The organism is Coleofasciculus sp. LEGE 07092, assembly GCF_015207375.1.
Lineage (GTDB): Bacteria > Cyanobacteriota > Cyanobacteriia > Cyanobacteriales > Coleofasciculaceae > LEGE-07092.
Genome location: NZ_JADEWY010000044.1, coordinates 1 through 19,890 on the forward strand (window position 1 = coordinate 1; position 19,890 = coordinate 19,890).

The 19,890-nt window shown below is 45.8% G+C and carries 16 protein-coding genes; 7 read left to right on the plus strand and 9 right to left on the minus strand.

Going from position 1 to position 19,890, the window contains the following annotated elements; translation table 11 throughout:
- A partial coding sequence (locus IQ257_RS12860; protein ID WP_193933059.1) for a filamentous hemagglutinin N-terminal domain-containing protein occupies positions 1-2,158 on the minus strand: 2,158 nt, incomplete at its 3' end.
- Positions 2,159-2,870: 712 nt separating this feature from the next.
- On the opposite strand from IQ257_RS12860, the gene IQ257_RS12865 reads away from it, so the two are divergent.
- Positions 2,871-3,620, plus strand: a complete 750-nt coding sequence (locus IQ257_RS12865; protein WP_416207927.1) for an ABC transporter ATP-binding protein — start codon at positions 2,871-2,873, stop codon at positions 3,618-3,620.
- 20 nt (positions 3,621-3,640) lie between these two features.
- Complete coding sequence (gene metG / locus IQ257_RS12870; protein ID WP_228060670.1) at positions 3,641-5,323, plus strand: methionine--tRNA ligase; 1,683 nt, start codon at positions 3,641-3,643, stop codon at positions 5,321-5,323.
- A gap of 156 nt (positions 5,324-5,479) precedes the next feature.
- Here the strand turns inward: metG and IQ257_RS12875 are convergent, their stop codons facing one another.
- Positions 5,480-6,331 carry an acyl-CoA desaturase gene (locus IQ257_RS12875; protein ID WP_193873624.1) on the minus strand — a complete coding sequence of 284 codons (852 nt, stop codon included), beginning with the start codon at positions 6,329-6,331 and terminating at the stop codon, positions 5,480-5,482.
- A gap of 259 nt (positions 6,332-6,590) precedes the next feature.
- The gene (locus tag IQ257_RS12880) at positions 6,591-6,803 is read right to left on the minus strand and encodes a hypothetical protein (protein ID WP_193873625.1); all 213 of its coding nucleotides are present in this window, start codon (positions 6,801-6,803) and stop codon (positions 6,591-6,593) included.
- 676 nt (positions 6,804-7,479) lie between these two features.
- Here IQ257_RS12880 and IQ257_RS12885 point away from each other — a divergent pair.
- Together IQ257_RS12885 and IQ257_RS12890 are read left to right on the plus strand one after the other, a co-directional pair.
- The gene (locus IQ257_RS12885; RefSeq protein ID WP_193873626.1) at positions 7,480-8,193 is read left to right on the plus strand and encodes a Crp/Fnr family transcriptional regulator; all 714 of its coding nucleotides are present in this window, start codon (positions 7,480-7,482) and stop codon (positions 8,191-8,193) included.
- 404 nt (positions 8,194-8,597) lie between these two features.
- Positions 8,598-8,975, plus strand: a complete 378-nt coding sequence (locus IQ257_RS12890; protein ID WP_193873627.1) for a hypothetical protein — start codon at positions 8,598-8,600, stop codon at positions 8,973-8,975.
- A gap of 265 nt (positions 8,976-9,240) precedes the next feature.
- On the opposite strand, the gene IQ257_RS12895 is transcribed toward IQ257_RS12890, so the two are convergent.
- The 3 genes from IQ257_RS12895 to IQ257_RS12905 form a co-directional block, all read right to left on the minus strand.
- The gene (locus tag IQ257_RS12895) at positions 9,241-10,194 is read right to left on the minus strand and encodes an NAD-dependent epimerase/dehydratase family protein (protein WP_193873628.1); all 954 of its coding nucleotides are present in this window, start codon (positions 10,192-10,194) and stop codon (positions 9,241-9,243) included.
- A gap of 66 nt (positions 10,195-10,260) precedes the next feature.
- A complete protein-coding gene (locus tag IQ257_RS12900) occupies positions 10,261-10,830 on the minus strand; it encodes a Uma2 family endonuclease (protein ID WP_193873629.1) in 570 nt (189 codons plus the stop codon).
- A gap of 106 nt (positions 10,831-10,936) precedes the next feature.
- Positions 10,937-12,148, minus strand: coding sequence for a pentapeptide repeat-containing protein (locus IQ257_RS12905; RefSeq protein ID WP_193873630.1), 1,212 nt, complete (start codon positions 12,146-12,148; stop codon positions 10,937-10,939).
- A 243-nt stretch (positions 12,149-12,391) separates the two neighbouring features.
- On the opposite strand from IQ257_RS12905, the gene IQ257_RS12910 reads away from it, so the two are divergent.
- Together IQ257_RS12910 and IQ257_RS12915 are read left to right on the plus strand one after the other, a co-directional pair.
- Positions 12,392-13,150 carry a 3'-5' exonuclease gene (locus IQ257_RS12910; protein ID WP_193873631.1) on the plus strand — a complete coding sequence of 253 codons (759 nt, stop codon included), beginning with the start codon at positions 12,392-12,394 and terminating at the stop codon, positions 13,148-13,150.
- A gap of 210 nt (positions 13,151-13,360) precedes the next feature.
- The gene (locus IQ257_RS12915) at positions 13,361-14,368 is read left to right on the plus strand and encodes a DUF4351 domain-containing protein (RefSeq protein WP_193873632.1); all 1,008 of its coding nucleotides are present in this window, start codon (positions 13,361-13,363) and stop codon (positions 14,366-14,368) included.
- Between the two features lie 93 nt (positions 14,369-14,461).
- On the opposite strand, the gene IQ257_RS12920 is transcribed toward IQ257_RS12915, so the two are convergent.
- The 3 genes from IQ257_RS12920 to IQ257_RS12930 form a co-directional block, all read right to left on the minus strand.
- The gene (locus IQ257_RS12920; protein ID WP_193873633.1) at positions 14,462-15,607 is read right to left on the minus strand and encodes a hypothetical protein; all 1,146 of its coding nucleotides are present in this window, start codon (positions 15,605-15,607) and stop codon (positions 14,462-14,464) included.
- A 52-nt stretch (positions 15,608-15,659) separates the two neighbouring features.
- Positions 15,660-16,940: an aminotransferase class I/II-fold pyridoxal phosphate-dependent enzyme gene (locus IQ257_RS12925; protein ID WP_193873634.1), complete on the minus strand. Its 1,281-nt coding sequence runs from the start codon at positions 16,938-16,940 to the stop codon at positions 15,660-15,662.
- Between the two features lie 317 nt (positions 16,941-17,257).
- Complete coding sequence (locus IQ257_RS12930) at positions 17,258-18,478, minus strand: aromatic ring-hydroxylating oxygenase subunit alpha (protein WP_193873635.1); 1,221 nt, start codon at positions 18,476-18,478, stop codon at positions 17,258-17,260.
- A gap of 164 nt (positions 18,479-18,642) precedes the next feature.
- Here IQ257_RS12930 and IQ257_RS12935 point away from each other — a divergent pair, with 164 nt between their 5' ends.
- Positions 18,643-19,791, plus strand: a complete 1,149-nt coding sequence (locus tag IQ257_RS12935; RefSeq protein WP_193873636.1) for an MFS transporter — start codon at positions 18,643-18,645, stop codon at positions 19,789-19,791.
- Positions 19,792-19,890 lie beyond the last annotated feature (99 nt).

Here is a 19,890-nt window from a genome sequence, read left to right on the forward strand (position 1 = left end):
ACTCAATGTTATTGATGTCATTGAGTCTCACGTTCCGAGCCTTGTCAATAGACACACGATTGAAGTTGTGGGCATTATCTAAAGTGATGTCGAACCTTTCTTCAGGATTACCTTCCTGTGCCTCTTTTCTGGCATTGAGGAGGGTGGCTCCCCTTACCCTCAGATTTTCCCCAACAGCGTCAGTAATTGTACCTTGAGCTGTGACAATCAGATTCTCAGAAATGTCTGTATCGGCGGTGGCTCCTAACTCAATGTTATTGATGTCATTGAGTCTCACGTTCCGAGCCTTGTCAACAGACACACGATTGAAGTCGTTGTTGACACTATTTAAAGTGATATCACCGCTATTCGCATTGAGGGTAGTCGTACCTCCCACACTCACCGCACCACTACCGTTAATCCCACCCCCCGTTGCTGTCACATTTAAGTTGCCGCTACCTCCAATAGTGATACTCTGTAGGTTGACAGTAGCACCGGAGATGGTCAGGTTACGTCCACTGGTATTGACGGAACTTCCCGTATTCATCATAAAAGAGCCGCCGCCCATGCTATCAGCATCTGCGGTAAATGTGATTGACCCGGAACCATTAACAAAATTCAGCGATACACCATCGGCGATAGTGATATTGTTGGTGGCTTGCAGTAAAACTTCACCCGCGATACCTCCTAGTTTCGTCGTGCTAATTTGGAAATCACCGGTTCCCCCATGTCCAGCCAAAATTTGACCGGCTAGATCACCCATAGGGACATCAGCATTAAGCTGATTATCATTAGCTGCCGCTGGCGGATCACCTGTCCCCGCCACAATAGTAATATTGGCTGGGTCAAACAAAATGCTGCCGTCTAAACCGAACGCTGCATTTACATCAACATTGCCGTCAAAGACTAAATTCTCTTTTCCTGATATCTCGACAAATCCCCCATCTCCCCAATTGCTACCACCACGAGCGCTAATATTACCATCGGCATGAGTTGTTTGGTCAGACCAAACAATGACTCGACCCCCATTCCCATTGGTTAGGGCATCTGCTTCAATTACTGAATCTTGACTAATATAGGTAACGTCAGAGTTAGGGATAATTCCTTGACCTTGATACCCTCCCCCAATTCGCACATCCCCGCCACCATTGGCACCAGAAGCATCAATATTGGCACCAATCAAACCTACTTTATTAGTGCCAATAACATTCACCTCACCGCCAATCCTCTGTTCCCCCCCTTGATAAGGGGGGGTTAGGGGGGGTGAGACATCAATCGTACCCGATGCAATTGCTACTCCTGTCTCATTCGGTACAATTACCCCAGAGTCTGTTAGCTGAACCTCTCCGGCTGGAGTAACCTCAACTCCTGTCTCCAGATTCTCCTGGGAACCCGTCAACAACTCGGCTAAATTCCCAGGAGTAATCGGCAGCACTAGCCCCACACTATCTCTTGGGGGTTCAATCTCTAAACGTAGTAATTGCCCTTCTTGAGAAATCTCGACTCGGTTAGAACCAGGCACTGCCGCTATAGTAATCGTGCCGCCTGGTGCGGTGAGTGTCCCTGTATTAATTACACTGCCAGCGAATAAGTTTAAACTGTTACCCTCTGAAACGGCTAAATCGCCAGCGTTGATAATACTCCCAGGTTGCGATAAATCAAAGGCAAATTGACTGGGATTACCAACTAACTGCTGATAATCATTGGCACCGAAAGCATTAAACCAATTATTATTGCCAAAACCAATACCCGTTGTCGTTGTTGCCGTAAAGTCAGCCGGGACATTTAAACTGGCATTTTGCCCAAAAACAATCCCGGCTGGATTCATCAAGTATAAATTCGGATTCCCTCCCGTTACCTGAATCAATCCGTTAATAATAGAAGGATCGCCTCCAACCACTCGCCCTAGAATATTGCTCAAGTCAGGATTCGCCAAAAAGTTAGCAATTTGATTGGCATCCAACCCAAACTGCTGAAAACTGTGGAATAGATTCGCTCCATCCGCCGACAAAGTGCCGCCATCAATGTCGAACTGATTACCGCTTTGGTTAACAATCGTACCAGCACCATCCGCTGCTGAGGTAATGGGTAGCGCCAGGACAACGACTTCCAAACCCAAGCTAAACACCCAAAGCCAAAATCCGGTAACGACGGCTTTTAACACACTTAATTTTTTCATGACGAATAGTTCACCCAGTGCAGGTCGAAGGGAAATTACTACTTTAGCAACGACTAGACCTATTGTTTGACTTCACAACATAAGTCGGCAAGCAATAGGGTCATTGAGATGCACTCATATCTTTGGCACCAGCCCAACCTTCTGAAAAAATCCCACCCTTACGGTCTGGTACTCAGCAATCTGAGCAGCTTGCTACTTTTGCTACTTTAACTAGGTAATAATTGTGGTATTATACACATCTGCTTATTATTACACTAAGAGCAAGCCACTACTCAGGTGTAGCAGCCAAAATCAACAGTTCTTAATTGTTTTACAAGAATTGGATGTAGATACTTTACAAAATCACAAGTCATTGGTGAGTCCAGCCAACTTTCGGATAAATCTGTTACGCGGCTTAACCAAACAAAGGACGAATGACCAATGACCAATGACGAAGCTATGCATACGTCCTGTGCTGATATAGGGGCTAATTTTACCAAGGAGCGATCGCACAAGTCCAGGTTACTCCTTTCCCACTCCCCACTCCCCAGCGTTCCAAGTAGCCCCTCCCAATACAGACACCTTGAGTAAGTGCACACACCCCACTGTATAACAGTCCTGTAATTCGCTAACATCCAAGTAACAATCCTTGCTCGGAAGAGAGCAAAATCAGGGGAATTTATGTTACATTTCTTAATATATCCCCCCAGACTGTCCCTTATTCTGTGGTGCTGTGTTTATAAAAAGCCGAAGTCAGCCTGATTCGCGCTCGTTCAGTTTAGTTGATGCAGAAATAGGCACTATCCGGGCTCGAAGAGTAACGATGACATTTGAGTCAGGGCATCAGCGCTATCAAGTCCTGAAAGGGATTGATTGGAAAATTAAACGCGGCGATATCCAACTTTTAATGGGACCGTCTGGGTCGGGGAAAACCACCTTACTCTCAATTCTAGCTGGATTGCTCAAACCAAGCAACGGTCAGGTATATTTGCTGGGAGAAGAGATTACAGAGATGTCTCGCTCCAAGCTAGCACAGTTCAGGCTGCAAAACATCGGCTTTATTTTCCAGGGGTTCAACCTATTTCCAGCACTAACAGCAGCGGAGAATATAGAGTTCGTCCTCAACGTTAAAGGCATTCGCGGCAAAAAAGCCCGATTTCAAGCGCAAGAACTGCTAGAACAAGTCGGGTTGGGTTTGCAAGCCCATCAAAAACCAGCAGACTTATCCGGCGGACAGAAACAACGAGTTGCGATCGCTCGTGCTTTAGCGGGTCATCCTCAGATTATCATGGCAGATGAGCCAACGGCGGCATTAGACTCCCAGAGCGGACATAATGTAATTGAATTACTGCGTCGGCTGGCAAAGGAAGAAGGCTGCACAGTGCTGATGGTAACTCACGACCCTCGCATTGTCGATGTCGCTGACCGAATTACTCATCTAGAAGATGGGATATTGAAGGCACCAGGCATCAGCCAATTCTAAATTCCCCTACAAGCGAGATTATGCGATATCTGATTACAAGTGCGCTTCCCTATATTAACGGTATTAAACACCTCGGCAATCTCGTTGGTTCCATGCTGCCGGCGGATGTCTATGCCCGTTTCCTGAGACAGGAAGGGGAAAGCGTGCTGTTTGTCTGCGCCACAGATGAACACGGTACACCAGCAGAACTCGCAGCGCTGGAAGCGGGACTTGATGTCGCTACCTACTGTCAGAAACAGCACGAACTGCAAGCGGATATTTATGATCGCTTCGGGCTTTCCTTTGATTATTTTGGGCGCACCTCATCACCCAATAACCACGAATTAACCCAGCATTTCTATCAGCGCCTGGATGAAAACGGCTTTATCGAAGAACGAGAAATTCGGCAGATTTATTCCTTAGAAGATAATCGTTTCCTACCAGACCGCTACGTGGTCGGAACCTGCCCCCATTGCGGATACGATAGAGCCAGGGGCGACCAATGTGAGAACTGCACCTCTGTCTTAGATCCCACCGACTTGATCGAACCTCGTTCGGCAGTTTCGGGAAGTACCAATCTAGAAGTACGCTCCACTAAGCACCTATTTTTAAAGCTTTCTACCCTCAGTAATGAGGTGCATTCCTGGGTGGATAAGCAGAAAGACTGGCCCAATCTTACTAAATCCATTGCCATGAAATGGCTGAATGAAGGGTTGCAAGACCGGGGCATTACCCGTGATTTGAGTTGGGGTATACCCGTACCCCGTCCCGGATTTGAGGGTAAAGTTTTCTACGTTTGGTTTGATGCGCCAATTGGTTATATTGCTGCAACTAAAAGTTGGGCAAAAGAGCAGGTAAACCCGGATGAATGGAAAACCTGGTGGTGCGATGCCGAGGATGTCCGATACGTCCAGTTCATGGCAAAAGATAATCTGCCTTTCCACACCATTATGTGGCCCGCAATGATTTTGGGGACACGAGAGCCTTGGAAAATGGCAGATGATATTAAAGGCTTTAACTGGCTGACGTACTATGGGGGGAAATTCTCCACCAGTTCCAAACGGGGTGTATTTTCAGACCAAGCCCTTGATATTTTACCCGCCGATTACTGGCGCTATGCCTTAATTGCCATGTCCCCAGAATCTTCGGATTCTGCATTCACCTGGGAGTTGTTTCAAGTCAGGGTGAATAAGGATTTAGCAGATAATCTTGGTAATTTTGTCAACCGGATTCTGAAATTTGCTGCGAGTCGTTTTCAAGGTACGATTCCAGAAGGGGGTACTCCGGGTGAAGCGGAGAAACGGTTGCAGGAGACGTGCGAGAATCTGGTGTCAAAGTTGAGTGGTTTTCTGCAAAATCTGGAGTTTCGTAAAGCCGCAGAAACCCTTTGTGCGTTGTGGACGGCGGGAAATCAGTATATTGACGAACGCGCACCGTGGGCGCTGATGAAGACGGATCGGGAAGCGGCGGCGTTGGTGATTCGCACTTGTATTAATTTAATTCGGCTTTATGCGATCGCATCTCGTCCGATTATTCCTTTTACCTCAGAAAAGCTGTTCGATGCTTTGCAAATGTCCGTAGAAGAACGGACGCAGAAGTTGAGTGGTGCGGTGCATCTGAATGCATTAGAACCGGGTCGTGCGTTTGAGGTTCCTCCTCCCCTATTCCGCAAGTTGGAAGATGGGGAAATTGAACAATTACGTCAGCAATTTGGGGGTGGGTGATATAGCAAAAGGCAGAGGGCTTTTATGTTTATTGTGACGAATTTATAGCCGTTGCGTGGCACTTCGTTGCAGCTTCGCTACCTTTACCCTTTTTAGGTTATTTTTCCTCAATATCTGTCTAAGTAAGTAAACCTAATAATCAGTAAAAATTAGACTTTACCCTTTAACTGAACCTTGGGGATTCAGCCCCACAATTTTTTTTGCTAAACCTAAAGTATTTAACGTTTGAATCGCCCACCAAGTTACATCAATTTCCCACCAACGCTGCCCAGCTTTTGCCACATTAGGGTGAGCATGGTGATTATTATGCCAACCTTCTCCATAGGTTAAGATCGCTGCCCACCAAAGGTTACGCGAACCATCATCTGAAGAGAAATTACGATACCCTCGCAGGTGAGCTGCCGAGTTAATTAACCAGGTGCTATGCCAGAGCAATACTGCCCTTAAGAACATCCCATAGATGACAAACGACCATCCTCCTAACTCATACAACAGCAATCCCAGAGGAATTTGCAGGAGAAAGAAGTTGCGATTCAACCAACGGTAATAGGGGTCACGGTCTAGGTCAGGTACAAATCTTTTATAATGCTCGTAATTGAAAAACTCCTCGCGGACATAAAAAAGCCACAAGATATGGCTCCACCAAAAACCTCGCGAAGCTGAGTAAGGGTCTTTTTCTGCATCCTCGGTATGGGCGTGATGCATCCGGTGTGCGGAAACCCAGAAAATGGGGCCTCCTTGAAGGGCAAGGGCACCGATGGTAGTAATAATATATTCCAACCACTTGGGCACCTGAAGACTACGGTGAGTTAAAAGTCGGTGATACCCTAAACAGATACCAATGCTGCCAAATAACCAGTGAAGAACTATCATTACTCCCAAAGCTGACCAAGAAAAAAACCAGGGAGCCAAAAGAGCTACGGCGTGAACTGCCCCCATAAAAGCAACAGTCGGCCAATTGAGAGCAAGGCGATGCTTGCCTTCAGGAATAGTTGATTGCGTTGTCATAAATCTTTCCTAAAAATGCTGTGAATAATTCAGGGTTGGTGCGGTTACTTCCAGTGGCGTTCTCTGTGTCTCCAGAGCAGTCATTCAGTATCCCTGCACCAGTTGGTTGCCTCGCGCCCTCTTCTCAGATTAGTTCCCTATAAATCCCTTCTCCCGGCTGCATATTAACCTCAACAGTTCAGTACCATCCATTTTATTTACTCTTAATAAAAAACTTTTATAAACCTGTATTTTTGCTTAATGAGCGATTAGCGATCGCTTATTTCCGATCAGCTATAGATCCAGCCTCAACAAGTTCGGCTAGTGAATCGATATCGAACTCGTTCAGAGCTTTGCAGAGATTTTCAAACTGCTTGTATTTCTCCAAGCTGTACTGACCTTCATCCATGTGTAATATCTGACAAAACTGCTTGTAATCAGTTTTCCAGTGAAAAGTGTTGAGAGCTTGAACAAAGCTTTTGATTGTAAGCATTAAGGAAGCCTTGCGTAATCACAACACCTTTATTAGAAAACTTTTAATCAGCAAATTTATTAATCTTTAGATAGATATGTGCTTAAAAAGCGAGGTGAATTTTAAATATTTACTAACAACACCAAACCTGCATTAACGGAGCAAAGCTTCAATAAAGCTAGAGATAGCTAACGAGAGATTCCCCGTACTGCAAAAAAGGAAGTTTGTTTTGCAGCAGGCAACTCCAAAATAATTTAGTCACCGGATAGTCCGGTGGTAAGTCAGACAAAACCTGCCTTAAGGCTCAATGCCCACCTAATCTTGCTGATCAGCGCCACTACGAGAGAGAACTCCAAGTCCGTGATGCAGAGAAGACGGAGTTGCGGATGTAAAAAAGGGCTCTGTACTTCTGGAACTCAGTCAAATCTTCAGAGCTTTGCTGATGTCGGGTTTTTGCTTACCTACGCCTCCAAGGCGGCAGCGATTTGAACTCTTAGGTACGCTATCGTACTCACGATTAACTATAACACTTCTGTGCGCCAACGTACAAACTTTGTTAGAGTGGTTATGTAAGCAACTAGCCCTAAAGCTTGTTCTTTAGAGATTTCACCTTTTGACATCGGAAGCGGAACCGTTAAACCGCTCCTTGTGCCGTCAGTTGTCTTTTTTAAACGCAACTGGCTCAAGGAGTGTCTTTATGTCCCTGCCCAACCCCCCCCCAAGTCCGGTGGAAAACCGGCTTTTGGCTGCTCTCCCCAGTGAGGTCAAAGCACGTCTAGAACCCAACTTGGAAAGGGTCTCGCTGCCTTTCAAGGAAGTCCTCTACGAGTCCAGAGAACTCATCAAGTACATCTATTTCCCTATTAATGCCGTAGTCTCTATGCTCACCATCGTGGAAGATCGCACCCTAGCGGAAGTGGGTCTGGTGGGCAATGAAGGCATGGTTGGTCTCTCGGTGTTCTTGAGAATCGAGGCAACACCCTTCAAGGCAATTGTGCAGGTTCCTGGAGAAGGCATGAGGATGAAGGCGGATGTATTCAATGACTTGGTCAATCCAGATAGTCCGCTTTACAGCCTGCTGCTGCGCTACACACACACCCTGATGTTCCAGATTTCGCAATCGGCTGCCTGCAACTCCCACCACTCAGTGGAACAGCGTTGCTGCCGTTGGCTACTGATGACGTGCGATCGCGTGCCGTCAAACCAATTTCCGCTTACCCAGGAGTTTTTCTCCCAAATGCTGGGGGTGCGCCGCGCCAGTATCACGGTAGTGGCTGGGAGGCTTCAAAAAGCGGAGCTGATTCGCTACAGTCGAGGTCAGATGACGATCCTCGATAGTCCAGGTCTCGAAGCGGTTAGCTGTCAGTGTTATCGGCTTGTCAAAGAAGAGGAAGACCGCCTACAGACATGACCCTTGAAGGTTGCTTGTCGTTTTTTCATGAAGGTAAAATTGGCGTATTTAGAGGTGAAATAAAAACTTATTTTTAATTAGAAAAATTAGAAATTTTTCTCACGTTATTAATCGATTAATCTTAAGTTGAATTGCGACTAAAACATAAAATAATTTTTCTGTGATAAAGTAAATATGGTTGCGAAACAGAAGGCAAAGTCAAGCAAGCTGAAAGCCAAATCCGTCACGCTACAGAATAGATGAAAGATAAAGTCAAGGAACTACTTAAATAAAGTAGAGACGCGACTTCTTTGAAGCGATAAGAAAGTGCCATCTTGTATCTTTACACCGTAAGGTTTAGGCAGCCAGTATGGTTGTCTAGACTTTTTCAAGAGAATATATTTTACATCGGAAAAATAAAACAGATGTCTGAGACTCCCAATTTCGAGAATATCTTGGAAACAATCATACGAGAATCTGAAGAATCTTTGGAAAAAGCCTATCAAGCTGCCTTTGTAGGATTCAATCAAACTATAAATGCATTAAAAGAATCCTCAGATACCAACATCACAAAAATCCAAGAGGTAACGAAACAAAACCAAATCCAAACCATAGGAGTTTTAAAAGAAGCCGAACTTAAAAATCTGCAAAAATGGAAAGCGATTATACGGGAAATCGATAACCGCAGAGAAGCTATAATAAACGCAGACTCTAAAAGGCTTGATAAATTAATAGAATATATAGAGAAGAAAGAGGCGCAGAAACAAGAAGAATTGTTGGAAGTCATCAATAAAGCCTTATAAATTTCATCGATTCTAAATAGAAATAACCCTAGTCTATCTTTCTCCACAATTTCCTAGGTTAATTTTTCCAGCAGAATTCCGTCCGAATAGTACGGAGAGAGGCTGAAGGATAAAAACCCTTCTAAGCACTAAACTTCCTCTGACTGGACATGAGCAGATGGAATTCTATCTGCCTTTTCATGGTACTGCTTTATCTTCATCAGTGACTCCGATTAAAATTGGAGTTGCTTTCCAATCCAGTGAATATTTCGATCTGTCTTGTATACTATCTGACAATCTCGCGTAGTGTTTCCGGTACAGATCGCGGGTTCCATCCTAATTCGGTGCGAGCTTTAGTAGCATCTACCCGCACACAGCGATCATAAATATAGTGAACTCGTTCTCGACTGAGGGGAGGTTGCCAGTTGAAGAGGCGTCCGATGGGATCGAGTAGGTTTCCAGCGAATTGGACGAGGGGTTTGGGTGCTTCAGCAGGGGCGGGAACACCTGTTTGTTGACTAATAAACTCGAACATTTCGCGGGTGGTGAGTTCTCCGGCGGAAATGATGTATTGTTCTCCAGGTTTGCCCTTTTCAGCCGCGAGAATTATTGCCGCAACTAAGTCATCAACGTGTACAATACCCGTAATGCGATCGCCCCCTGCCCAAACCTTGAGTCCGCCTTTGAGAAATTGTTTCAACACGGGACCAAAATGGGGGTCATCTGAGCCGAAAATTCCAGAGGGGAGGACACTAACCACGGGCAACCCTTGGGCGGCAAATTGGTTGACTAATTGTTGAGCTTGGTATTTAGTGCGATCGTAGGCTCCAGAAAAGTCTGTTTGCTGCCGTTGAAAGGTTTCGTCAACCACTTGACCTTTAGTATCACCAAATACGCCAATTGTGCTGCAATAGACAAGTTTGGATACGCCAACCGCTTGGGCGAGTTCCAACACGGCGCGGGTGCCTTCTACGTTTACCCGTTCCATTTTGGTGGCATCCACTAGTCCTAGTTCAACATAAGCAGCGGTGTGAAATACCCAGTCTACCCCAGTCATTGCTGTTTGCAGGGCATTGCGATCGCTGATGTCGCCGTAAACGAGTTGCAGGTTGCAATGGGTGAGTCGATCTAGATTGCTGGACTTGCGGACTAAACCGACAACCGTATCACCCCGTTGTTCTAAGGCTTTGACTAAGTGGGAACCTGTAAATCCGTTGGCTCCAGTGACTAGTGCTTTCATCACTCCTCCTCTCGTGTAATGTTATTAGACTACAAGAGAAGCTCTTGCGATCGCATAAAACTCCATCTAGAAGCGCTGTCCCAACTTCAGCCAAGAAAATACCTGTCCAACGGTTAGCCGCAGGTCTAGAAAATCTGGTACTGGTAAACTATCTTCTAGTTGTCGCTTAATTTCCGGTAATTGATTGGGTTGAAAGCAGAGGACTGCCTTCTCATCTGGGTCAATCAGCCATCCCAGGCTTGTTTGATGTCTGAGACAGAACAGAATATTATCAATTACCTTGGTCTGTGATTGGTCAGGTGAGAGGATTTCAATTGTCCAATCGGGAGAACGTTCAAAGACGTTGGCAACTTCTCCATCGGCATCGAAGGGAATTTTATCCCATTGAAAAACCGCTACATCTGGCACGATGGAGCGTCCTCCGAAGGTACAGCGTAATTCTGGGAATGCATAGGCGATTTTTTTTTGGAATCCTGCCTCGTTGATTGTATCGGTCAGTCGTATTTGCAGGGTGCTGTGCTTCCCTTGAGGCATGGGTTTTTGGTAGATTTGACCGTTGATAAATTCGCGGGCTGGTTTAGTTTCGGGGAGTTTTAGAAATTCAGTTAGGGTGAGGGGTTTAGTTGTTGTGGTCATGGTTGCTTTCCCAATATTTTGCTAGTCGATGGCTGAGAGTATACTCGCACCTAGCAAGATTCAACACGCGATCGCTCAATCTGCGAAAAGCAATTTCAATTTTAAGCTAGAATTCAGAGTCAGAATCGTACTTAGTACCATCGTCGCTAACTCTTCCATCAGGCATTGTTGCTCCCCGGAAATCTGCCTTTCTTTCTTCAACACCGCTCAGATCTTTCCCAAAGAATTCAACACCTGTTATGTCAGCGCCAGTCAGGTCAGCATATTGAAAATTAGTGTTGTCTAATTGAACGTGGCTAAGGTTAGCATCCTTGAGAATAGTATGGCTGAGATCACTGTTTCTCAGGTCGGCACCGCTCAGATTAATACCGCTCAGGTCTAAACCACTTAGGTCGGTATAGCTCAAATTTGCATTACTTAGATTGGCATTAGTTAAGTTAGCTGTTTTGAGATGGGCATGGCTGAGGTTGGCATGGCTGAGGTTGGCATGGCTGAGATTGGCATGGCTGAGATCAGTTTTTCTCAGGTTGGCACTACTAAGGTTTGCGCTACTAAGGTTGGCATCAATTAAGCAATCGGCTTCTAATATGGCACTAGTAAGATCAGCACCAATCAGCTTGACTTCACGTAGGTCTGCCCAACTGAGATTCGCTTCCCTCAGTTTTGCATTGCTCAAGTCAGCTTTTCGTAGGTTTGCCCTGACCATTTTTGCCTCCTTTAAGTCTGCTGCTTTCAAAACTGCCTCACTTAGGTTTGCCCAATTAAGTTCCGCCTTTGTTAGAACACTTTCGCTTAGATCGGCTTCAGTCAATTCTGCATAGACCAACCTTGCCAAAATTAGCTTTGCTTGACTGAGCTTTGCCCTCCTTAAAGTTGCTGTATTCAAAGTTGCTTCTTCGAGATTGGCTTCTATCAAGTCGGCGTTATCCAAGGTAACGTTGCTCAGGTCAGCTTTGTGCAAGATAGCTTTAGTGAGAATAGCCCCAGTTAGATCTACTCCACTCAGATTTTCCTCATTCAAGCTTGCATCACTGAGATTAGCTCCGATAAAATTCCTCTCCCCGGCTGTATATCGCTCCCGAAGCTCCTGTTCTGTCATTCGTTTTGAGGAATCAGCCTCTAGCGTAAACAGCTCGCCTAAGTCACAGCCGAAGTAGTTGCACAATACTTCAGCCGTGTTGCAGTCAATCCGGTTAAACTCCCCTTTGTAAAGCCTGCTGATGGCATTAATACTAAGGTCAGTCTCTTTAGCTAATTGGTACTGGGATAGCTCCCGTTTTTCCATCAAACCCTTCAGCTTACAGCAAATTCGTTTCATAAGCGCTTTGCTCACTCCTTGAGAATTAATCAGGAGGTATATCTCTTTATCTACACTAGCGCATATTAGTAACCCTTGCGGATAGTAACGCTTGCGAAAGTAATATGCGACAAGAGTTGACAGGTTGGTATTTGCCAAGTTATCTTGAATGAGTTCGATGGCAGAAGTGCCAAAAAAAAAGACCCCCAAGCGGCTAACTTGAGGGGAAATTATTCAATTTGTAATTCTTTTTCTGTTTTCATTATGGCACAAAAACTGTTAGCTGTCTCTGAGAGACAGCCCTACACGCTTGATCAAGTTCTAATCGTTGATACCGAGACAACGGGTCTGGAAGTTGACACAGCACAGGTGATAGAGATTGGAGCAATCCTGTATTCGGTAAAGCACCAAACCACTATCCAGCAATTTTCCACAATGCTCCCAGCAAATACTAATCCAGCAGAGCATATCAACCGGATTAAATCTGCACCCCTAAGGGAAATAACAGAAAAACAAGCTGCTCAGGGGATATTGATACTCACTGAAATGGCTCAGATGGCTGAAGTCGTTGTGGCGCACAATGCCGAATTTGATAAGAAGTGGTTTGGTCTCTCAAGAAATGGGAATAGTCTACTCCCTGCCTTACTGAACTACAAGGGTAAACCCCTTTCTTGGGTATGTACCTGTAGTGACTTTGAGTGGCCTTATCAAACTCGCCCTGGTCAATCTCTTATCGAATTGGCAGCAGCGCATGACATTGGGATTTTTGGAACTCACCGGGCACTAACAGATTGTCAGTTAATTGCAGCTCTTTTTGATCGCATGGAAAACTTGGAAGCTATGTTTGAGAAAGCCTTGAGACCAAAGGCTTTCTTTAAAGCTCTTGTAACCTATGACGAGCGAGAAAAAGCCAAAAAAGTGGGTTTCAAATGGATTCCTGAGCGAAAAAGCTGGGAGCGAAGAATGGCTGTAGAGGATAGCAAAAAACTTCCTTTCCCAGTCATGCAAATAGCACCCTGTTAATAAGTTGGAGAGGGGTGACAGCCTGACTGTACTAGCAGCGACGCTGCCACTCCTCATAAACTCTTTCCTTGAGTTCCTGAAAAAGTAGTAATTAACACTTCGCCGTTGATTGTTTTATTTAAAAGCCAGCTTGCTGAAATCAGCTATAGCGATCGCATTTAGCCCCTCTCACTCCCATCCCAACATTTCATTAAAGTCCCAAAGCCATTAATGATCGACCATGACCGCTTATTTAAAGAACTCCTAACCACCTTTTTCGTAGAGTTCATAGAATTATTTTTACCAGATGTTGCCGCTTATCTGGAGCGTGACTCCATCGCATTTTTAGACAAAGAACTATTCACTGATATTACAGCCGGAGAACGATATGAAGCCGATTTAATCGTTAAAGCCCAATTTCAAGAACAAGAATCCTTCTTCCTCATCCACCTAGAACACCAGGCACAGAATCAAGCCCAATTCGGTAAGCGGATGTTTCGTTATTTTGCCCGCTTGTCTGAAAAACACGATTTACCCGTCTATCCCATTGCTCTATTTTCCTACAACGCTCCCCACCGTCCAGAACCGAACGCTTACCAAGTAGTATTCCCCAATAAAATTGTCTTGCAGTTCAACTATGATGTAATTCAGCTCAATCGCCTCAATTGGCGAGACTTCATGCGTAACCCCAATCCCGTGGCGAGTGCGTTGATGGCGAAAATGAACATTGCCCCCGAAGAACGCCCCAGAGTCAAGTTAGAATGTCTGCGGTTGCTGGCAACCCTAAGACTCGATCCTGCGAAGATGCAGCTAATTTCTGGGTTTATTGACACCTATCTCCAACTCAATACTGAGGAGGAAGCACGCTTAAGATCTGAAATTGCTACGATTGAACCAACCGAGCAGGAGGCAGTTATGCAAATTGTTACCAGTTGGATGCGGGAAGGTATAGAACAAGGACTTCAACAAGGGAGACAAGAAGGACTCCAACAAGGGATACAACTCGGACTGCAACAAGGATTACAACTCGGACGCCAGGAAGGTGAGTCAGCATTAATCCTGCGCTTAATCACCCGCCGATTTGGTTTGATTGAGCCTGAGTTACAAGAGTCTATTCGCCAGTTAACCTTACCTCAGTTAGAAACGTTAGCCGAGGCGCTGCTAGAGTTCTCCGATCGCACAGATTTAGTAACGTGGTTACAACAAGTTTCACAACACTCAGATATCGAACGCTCCTGACATCTTTCTTCAGTTCGCGCAGGTGGTCACTGAGCTTGTCGAAGTGCGGACTTTGTTTTTATAGCCCTTGACTTCAGTCGCCAGGTAATTCTTTCACAACCCTTTCTCATAAACTCGATACGTCTTATAAATCTTCCCCCCCGACGCCTCAATCAACTTGCGAGACGGAAAATTATCCTCCCAAACCCAACCGAGTTCTGCTCGTTTGTAAGGTTTGCCCTTCTTAATTCCCCCCTGCATTCCCAAATAAATTAACGCCAGAGGCACCATTTTCCGGCGATACTCCGGTAGTGAACAAATCGCTATCACCCGTCCTTGGTCAATCTGACGACGATACCACAGAAACTTGAGAATTCCCAGCCAGTTCAGTTTCTCACCAACCTGTTTTAGGGGGATATTATAGTCTGGTAATCCCATCCAAAAGCCAATCATTTCCTCCTTATCTTCGGCGATTGGAAAAACATCTGGATCAACTAAACTTTGCAACGCCTTCGCTTCTTCTAGAAATTCTTCCTCAGTTCTAGGGGCAGAACTCCAGTTATTGGCAAAGGCACGGTTAAATAGGTGATAAAGGCTAATACAATCTTGCTCAAATTCCTGACCTTTAGTTCTAAGAGGGCGAAAGGTAATGCCAGATTTACAAGCAATCTGATACGCCTTCTCAAACTTATCCGGTAGGGGCTTATCTAACGGAAAATCATAGGCATAGGCATCCTTAGCTTTTTGCCAGCCATCCCGTTCCATAAATTGGGAATAGTAACAGGGATTGTAAGGCATCATCACCATCGGCGGCGTGTCAAAACCATCGACCAAAAACAAACAACTGTTGTGAGTCGATAAATCGATGGGACCCCGCACCTCTGTCATACCTTGCTCTCGCAACCACTGACAGGCAGCATTGAGTAACGCTTGTGCGATCGCAAAATCTTCAACGCATTCAAAAAATCCAAACAACCCAACCGTTTTACCCTCCCGTTCGACCAACCGCTGATTCACCGCTGCCACAATTCGTCCTACTGCCTGGGAAAGGTTTGAAGGATCTAGGGCAATAAACTGCTGTAATTTTCCATAACTAAAAAAGGAATTAGTGGGTACAAAGTTCTTGGCAACATCACTGCGCAAAGACGGCACCCAGTTGGAGTCATTAGCATAGACTCGTGCTGGCACATCCAGAAACAGTTCTTGATCTGTTGGAGTTGTAACAGCACGAATCTGAATATCGGTAGTAGTTTTCAGCACTTGAACGACCTCTTCATTCAGGAGTTTGAATTAGGAATTTTGAAAGAATTCCTCAAGCACTAATCATCGGCTTGTACAATGAATCTCGCGTTGCTACCATTGCTGTGACCAAGCGATCCATTTCCTCTTTCGTATGCAGAGCATTAGCAGTAATCCGGATGCGGGGTTTGGCAATAAACCAAATGGGTGAAACCCAAATCCCGTGGTTCTCGATCATAGACCGACCGAATAGCTTCGGGTCAATCTCTGATGGTAAAATAACAGGAATTACATTCGTTTCACCAATCGCATCAAACCCCTGTTCGAGCAAGCGCGATCGCAAGTAGCGTGTATTTGCCTGAAGTTGCTGAACGAGTTGGGGAGATTGACGTACCTGACGAATACTCTCTAACGCCGCCGCCGTGAGGGGAGGTGATAAAGAAATCGTACCAATGGAAGTTGGAGAAACATTTAAGAGGGGAATCAGTTCTTCTACATGAGTGCTAATTGCCGCCCCCGCAGATGCTGCAAACTTCGAGAACGTAGTCATGATCAGCGGCACAATACCTCGCTCAATCGCGTATTGTGGCTGAATATTAAAATACTCATAAATTCCCCTACCCGTCGCACCAATCGCCCCACTAGCATGGGCTTCATCCATAACCAATACGCTACCATCATACTGTTGCAGTACGTCAATCATCCCTGGCAGAGGTGCAATATCTCCGTCCATTGAGAACACGGCATCAGAAATGACCATAATTCGGTCATTTGGACGAACAAACCGACGCAGCTTGCGAGCTAAATCCTCCACATCGCAGTGCCGATAGGCTCTGACACGGACTCGGGGACTATGACCAAACAATTTTCCGGAACGAGTGCCCGCATTCACTACGGCTGAGACAATGCAACCGTGGTTGAGAACATCCGTCAAAATCACGGTTTCGCGGGTATGCTGGAAGCCAGGAACCTGAATGGCTAGATGACAGTACGCATCCATTAAGGCTTGCATTGCCATCCAAGCATTCAGAAATAGCTGAGTATGGGGCAGGTGCTTAAACTCAGAAATCTCGTTTTCTAGCTGTCGATGCAAATCAATGCGACCGCTTAACACCGAGGTAGAACTGTTAGAGGTGCCATAGTGGAAGATAGCATCAACCGCTGCTTGGCGCACCGCATCATTCTGAACCAAACCCAACACGTCATTCGTGCAGAAGGTTACAACAGTGTGACGCTTTCCTGTGGCTACAGATTCAATCTCAACTAAATTCCCCTGCTTTTTATGACAAATATACTCATCGGGCTCAAGTCCGCTTTCGTACCAGCGCTGGACGTATTCTTTGACAACTTGCACAACTTTACTCCTCTCACCTTAATTCCTAGATAGCTTATTACCTCTGTCTAAAGAAGTATATTGTTTAGCTCAGATAGCCGCTATCCAGAGCGGATACCATACCCGACAATTGCTGAGTTTACAAGCTGACGGGGTGTAGGGAACCACCTTACCCCAATATGTCTGTACTGCGACAGTATCAGCATCCAGTCAAAGGGGAAGTTGACGAACCGAGCCACGGTCAACTGCAGTGTGAAGTGTGAAGTATGAAGTATGAAATCACCCTCTCTAATTTGAGGGGCTTGTCTACCTTCATGATCGCCTGTCTTTTTCATCCTTCATCCTTTCGGGTCGCCTTTACAGTTGCCTTCATCTAAATTAATGAGTTCTATTGGGTTGGCTCTGTTAACTCTGATGCTATCGCTGGCGACACAGCCGATGCTTTGGCTGTCACTAACGCTTGGCTCTTCAGAAGCTTGCGAGTCGGTGTGCTGATGGTTTGGCGGCTGACTCGATTGTTGCACAAATTTTTCATACTGCCGGATAATCACCCGTTGAAGAGCGATAATCGCTGGATTAATTTCGACATAGCGTCGTTGGCGATTCCCCAGATAAGTTTGCTGTTCGCTTTCGATCATCTCGACATCTTGATCGAGAAATTGCTTAAGTAAAAAGCGCCAGATGAACTTAGATAACCAGGGATCGAGAGCTTTTAATAACCACTGCGGCAAGCGGACTTTGAGAAACATCAGGGAAAAGGATTGGGTAAAAGTTGGTGCCACTGGCAACCGCATCAGGTATAAAGAGGAAACGCCCTCAAGAGAACTATTATAGTGAGGATAGCGGTATCGGATTGAGACGGTACGGGTCGTTACCTGATCACCCTGTTCGCTCAGTCCTAGAAATTTTGTCATCCAACCTTGATAGGAAACTTGGTACTCAGCACAAACTTCTGCATCAGTTTGTTGCAAATTAATCAAGACTGGATTGAACCAACCTTGTAAGTTTTTATGCAAAAACCCGTGAAACACATCCATCGTGTTTTCGTTACAGATGGAGAAATGGGCTTGAAATCTGGCTGGGATTGGCACCATTAACCAATTCGGATCGTCAAACTCTGGAACATCAGGGAAGGGAATCTCCTCTGCCAAGTGAGTATCACCAGGAAAAACCCAGATAATACTATATTTTTCCCGAACAGGATAGCTGCGGACTCTGGCACAGGGTAATTTTTGTTCTTTAGGCAGGTAGGGAATGCCAACACACTGACCCTCTCCGTTAAATTCCCAGCCATGATAGGCACATAATAGGCGATCGCCTTGGACTTGACCTTTGTGCAGAGCAACTCCTTTGTGAGGGCAAGCATCCTCTAAGGCATGGAGGTTGCCGTTGGTGTCGCGGTAAAGGGCAATCACTTGCTGCCAAACCACTACAGGCATCACCTGTCCAGCCTGGAGTTGGCTAGCCCAAGCCACCGGATACCAGTAATTTGGATTGATACCCACTTCTCTTACAGCATTTTGGACTGTTTGACTGGTTAGGGTCGTAGCCAGTTCCATAAACCCCTGCCTCTTTTGAGCTGTTTATCTGACAATATTTAGCCTGCTGGTTGTCCTAAGTCAATCAACCCGTTGGATCGAATCCAAACAGAACGACTAAGCGTCAGACTATCTGAATCTATCGGTATGCGTTATGGTTGTCAAAAATTTTAGGAATTTCATTCATGTTCCGCGATCCTAGGCTATTAGTGCTATTGGCAGCAGGTTCCCTCACCACCATGGCGGGGGGAGTGATTGCACCAATTCTGCCAGAGATGATACAACAACTTGAACTTGATCCAGCTTTTGCGGGGAATCTGGTAAGCCTCCATTGCCTGACGATTGCCCTGTTTAGTCCCCCACTGGGAATCTTGGCAGACCGGTTTGGTCATTTGCGAGTGCTGATACCGTCTCTAGTCCTTTACGCCTTGTTTGGCGTTGCTGGGGCGTTGATGCAGGCACTAGAACCGCTGTTAGTGGTGCGGGGGTTACTGGGTGCAGCGAGTGGTGGTATCGCAGCAGCGAGTCTAGGCTTGCTAGGGAATATGTATGAAGGCGAAACGCGATCGCAAGCCCTAGGCTATGCCACCAGTACCCTCACTATCACAGGCATTGCTTTCCCACTTCTAGGTGGTTGGGTGGGTTCAGTTCACTGGCAGTTTGCTTTCTGTCTTTACGGGTTAGGACTACCTCTAGCGTTTTTAGCCGCATTTTTTTTAGAGGACAAGCAACCCACCAAAGCAAAGCAGACAGCCAACAACTCTGGCAGCAAACTCAAAGAAATTTTAGGACATCCCCAAACCCTCCGATTGTTACTAGCCCTCAGCCTCGCTTCGATTTCCATGTATGCTGTGGTCATTTATGCCCCGATCTACCTGAAAGCGACTATTAATGCTGGAGCAATGGTTAACGGCATTGTTCTGGCGTCTAGAGCCGTGGGTGCTGCTATCATATCGGCATTTGGAGCAAAATGGCTCGCCAAGAGGTTAGGGGCAGCAACGGCGACGGCTATTGGATTTGGTTTGATGGCATTGACGCTGACAACCATCCCATGGCTGCACCAACTTAGTTGGATTTTAGTAACCGCCATATTCTTTGGTGTCGGATTTGGTTTAGTGCTACCCACCCTCTACAGCACCCTAGCTAATCTCGCTCCCCCAGAACTCCGTTCCAGTGTGCTAGCTGCTGGAACCGGAACGGGATTTTTGGGACAGTTTCTTTCCCCGATATTACTCGGTCCAGTTTTTGGCTACAGCGGATTAGAAGGCGTCTTTTATGCCGCCGCAGTAGTGGCGTTAGTGGCGGGATTGGTGCTGTTTGCTCGGAAGCTTTAATACCATTTTCACAAATGATTGTCAGCTATCAAATTCGGTAATTATCAAGTTGGTAGGGGCGGGTTTCCCAGCAATTTCGCCTGCCTACCTAGATTATAG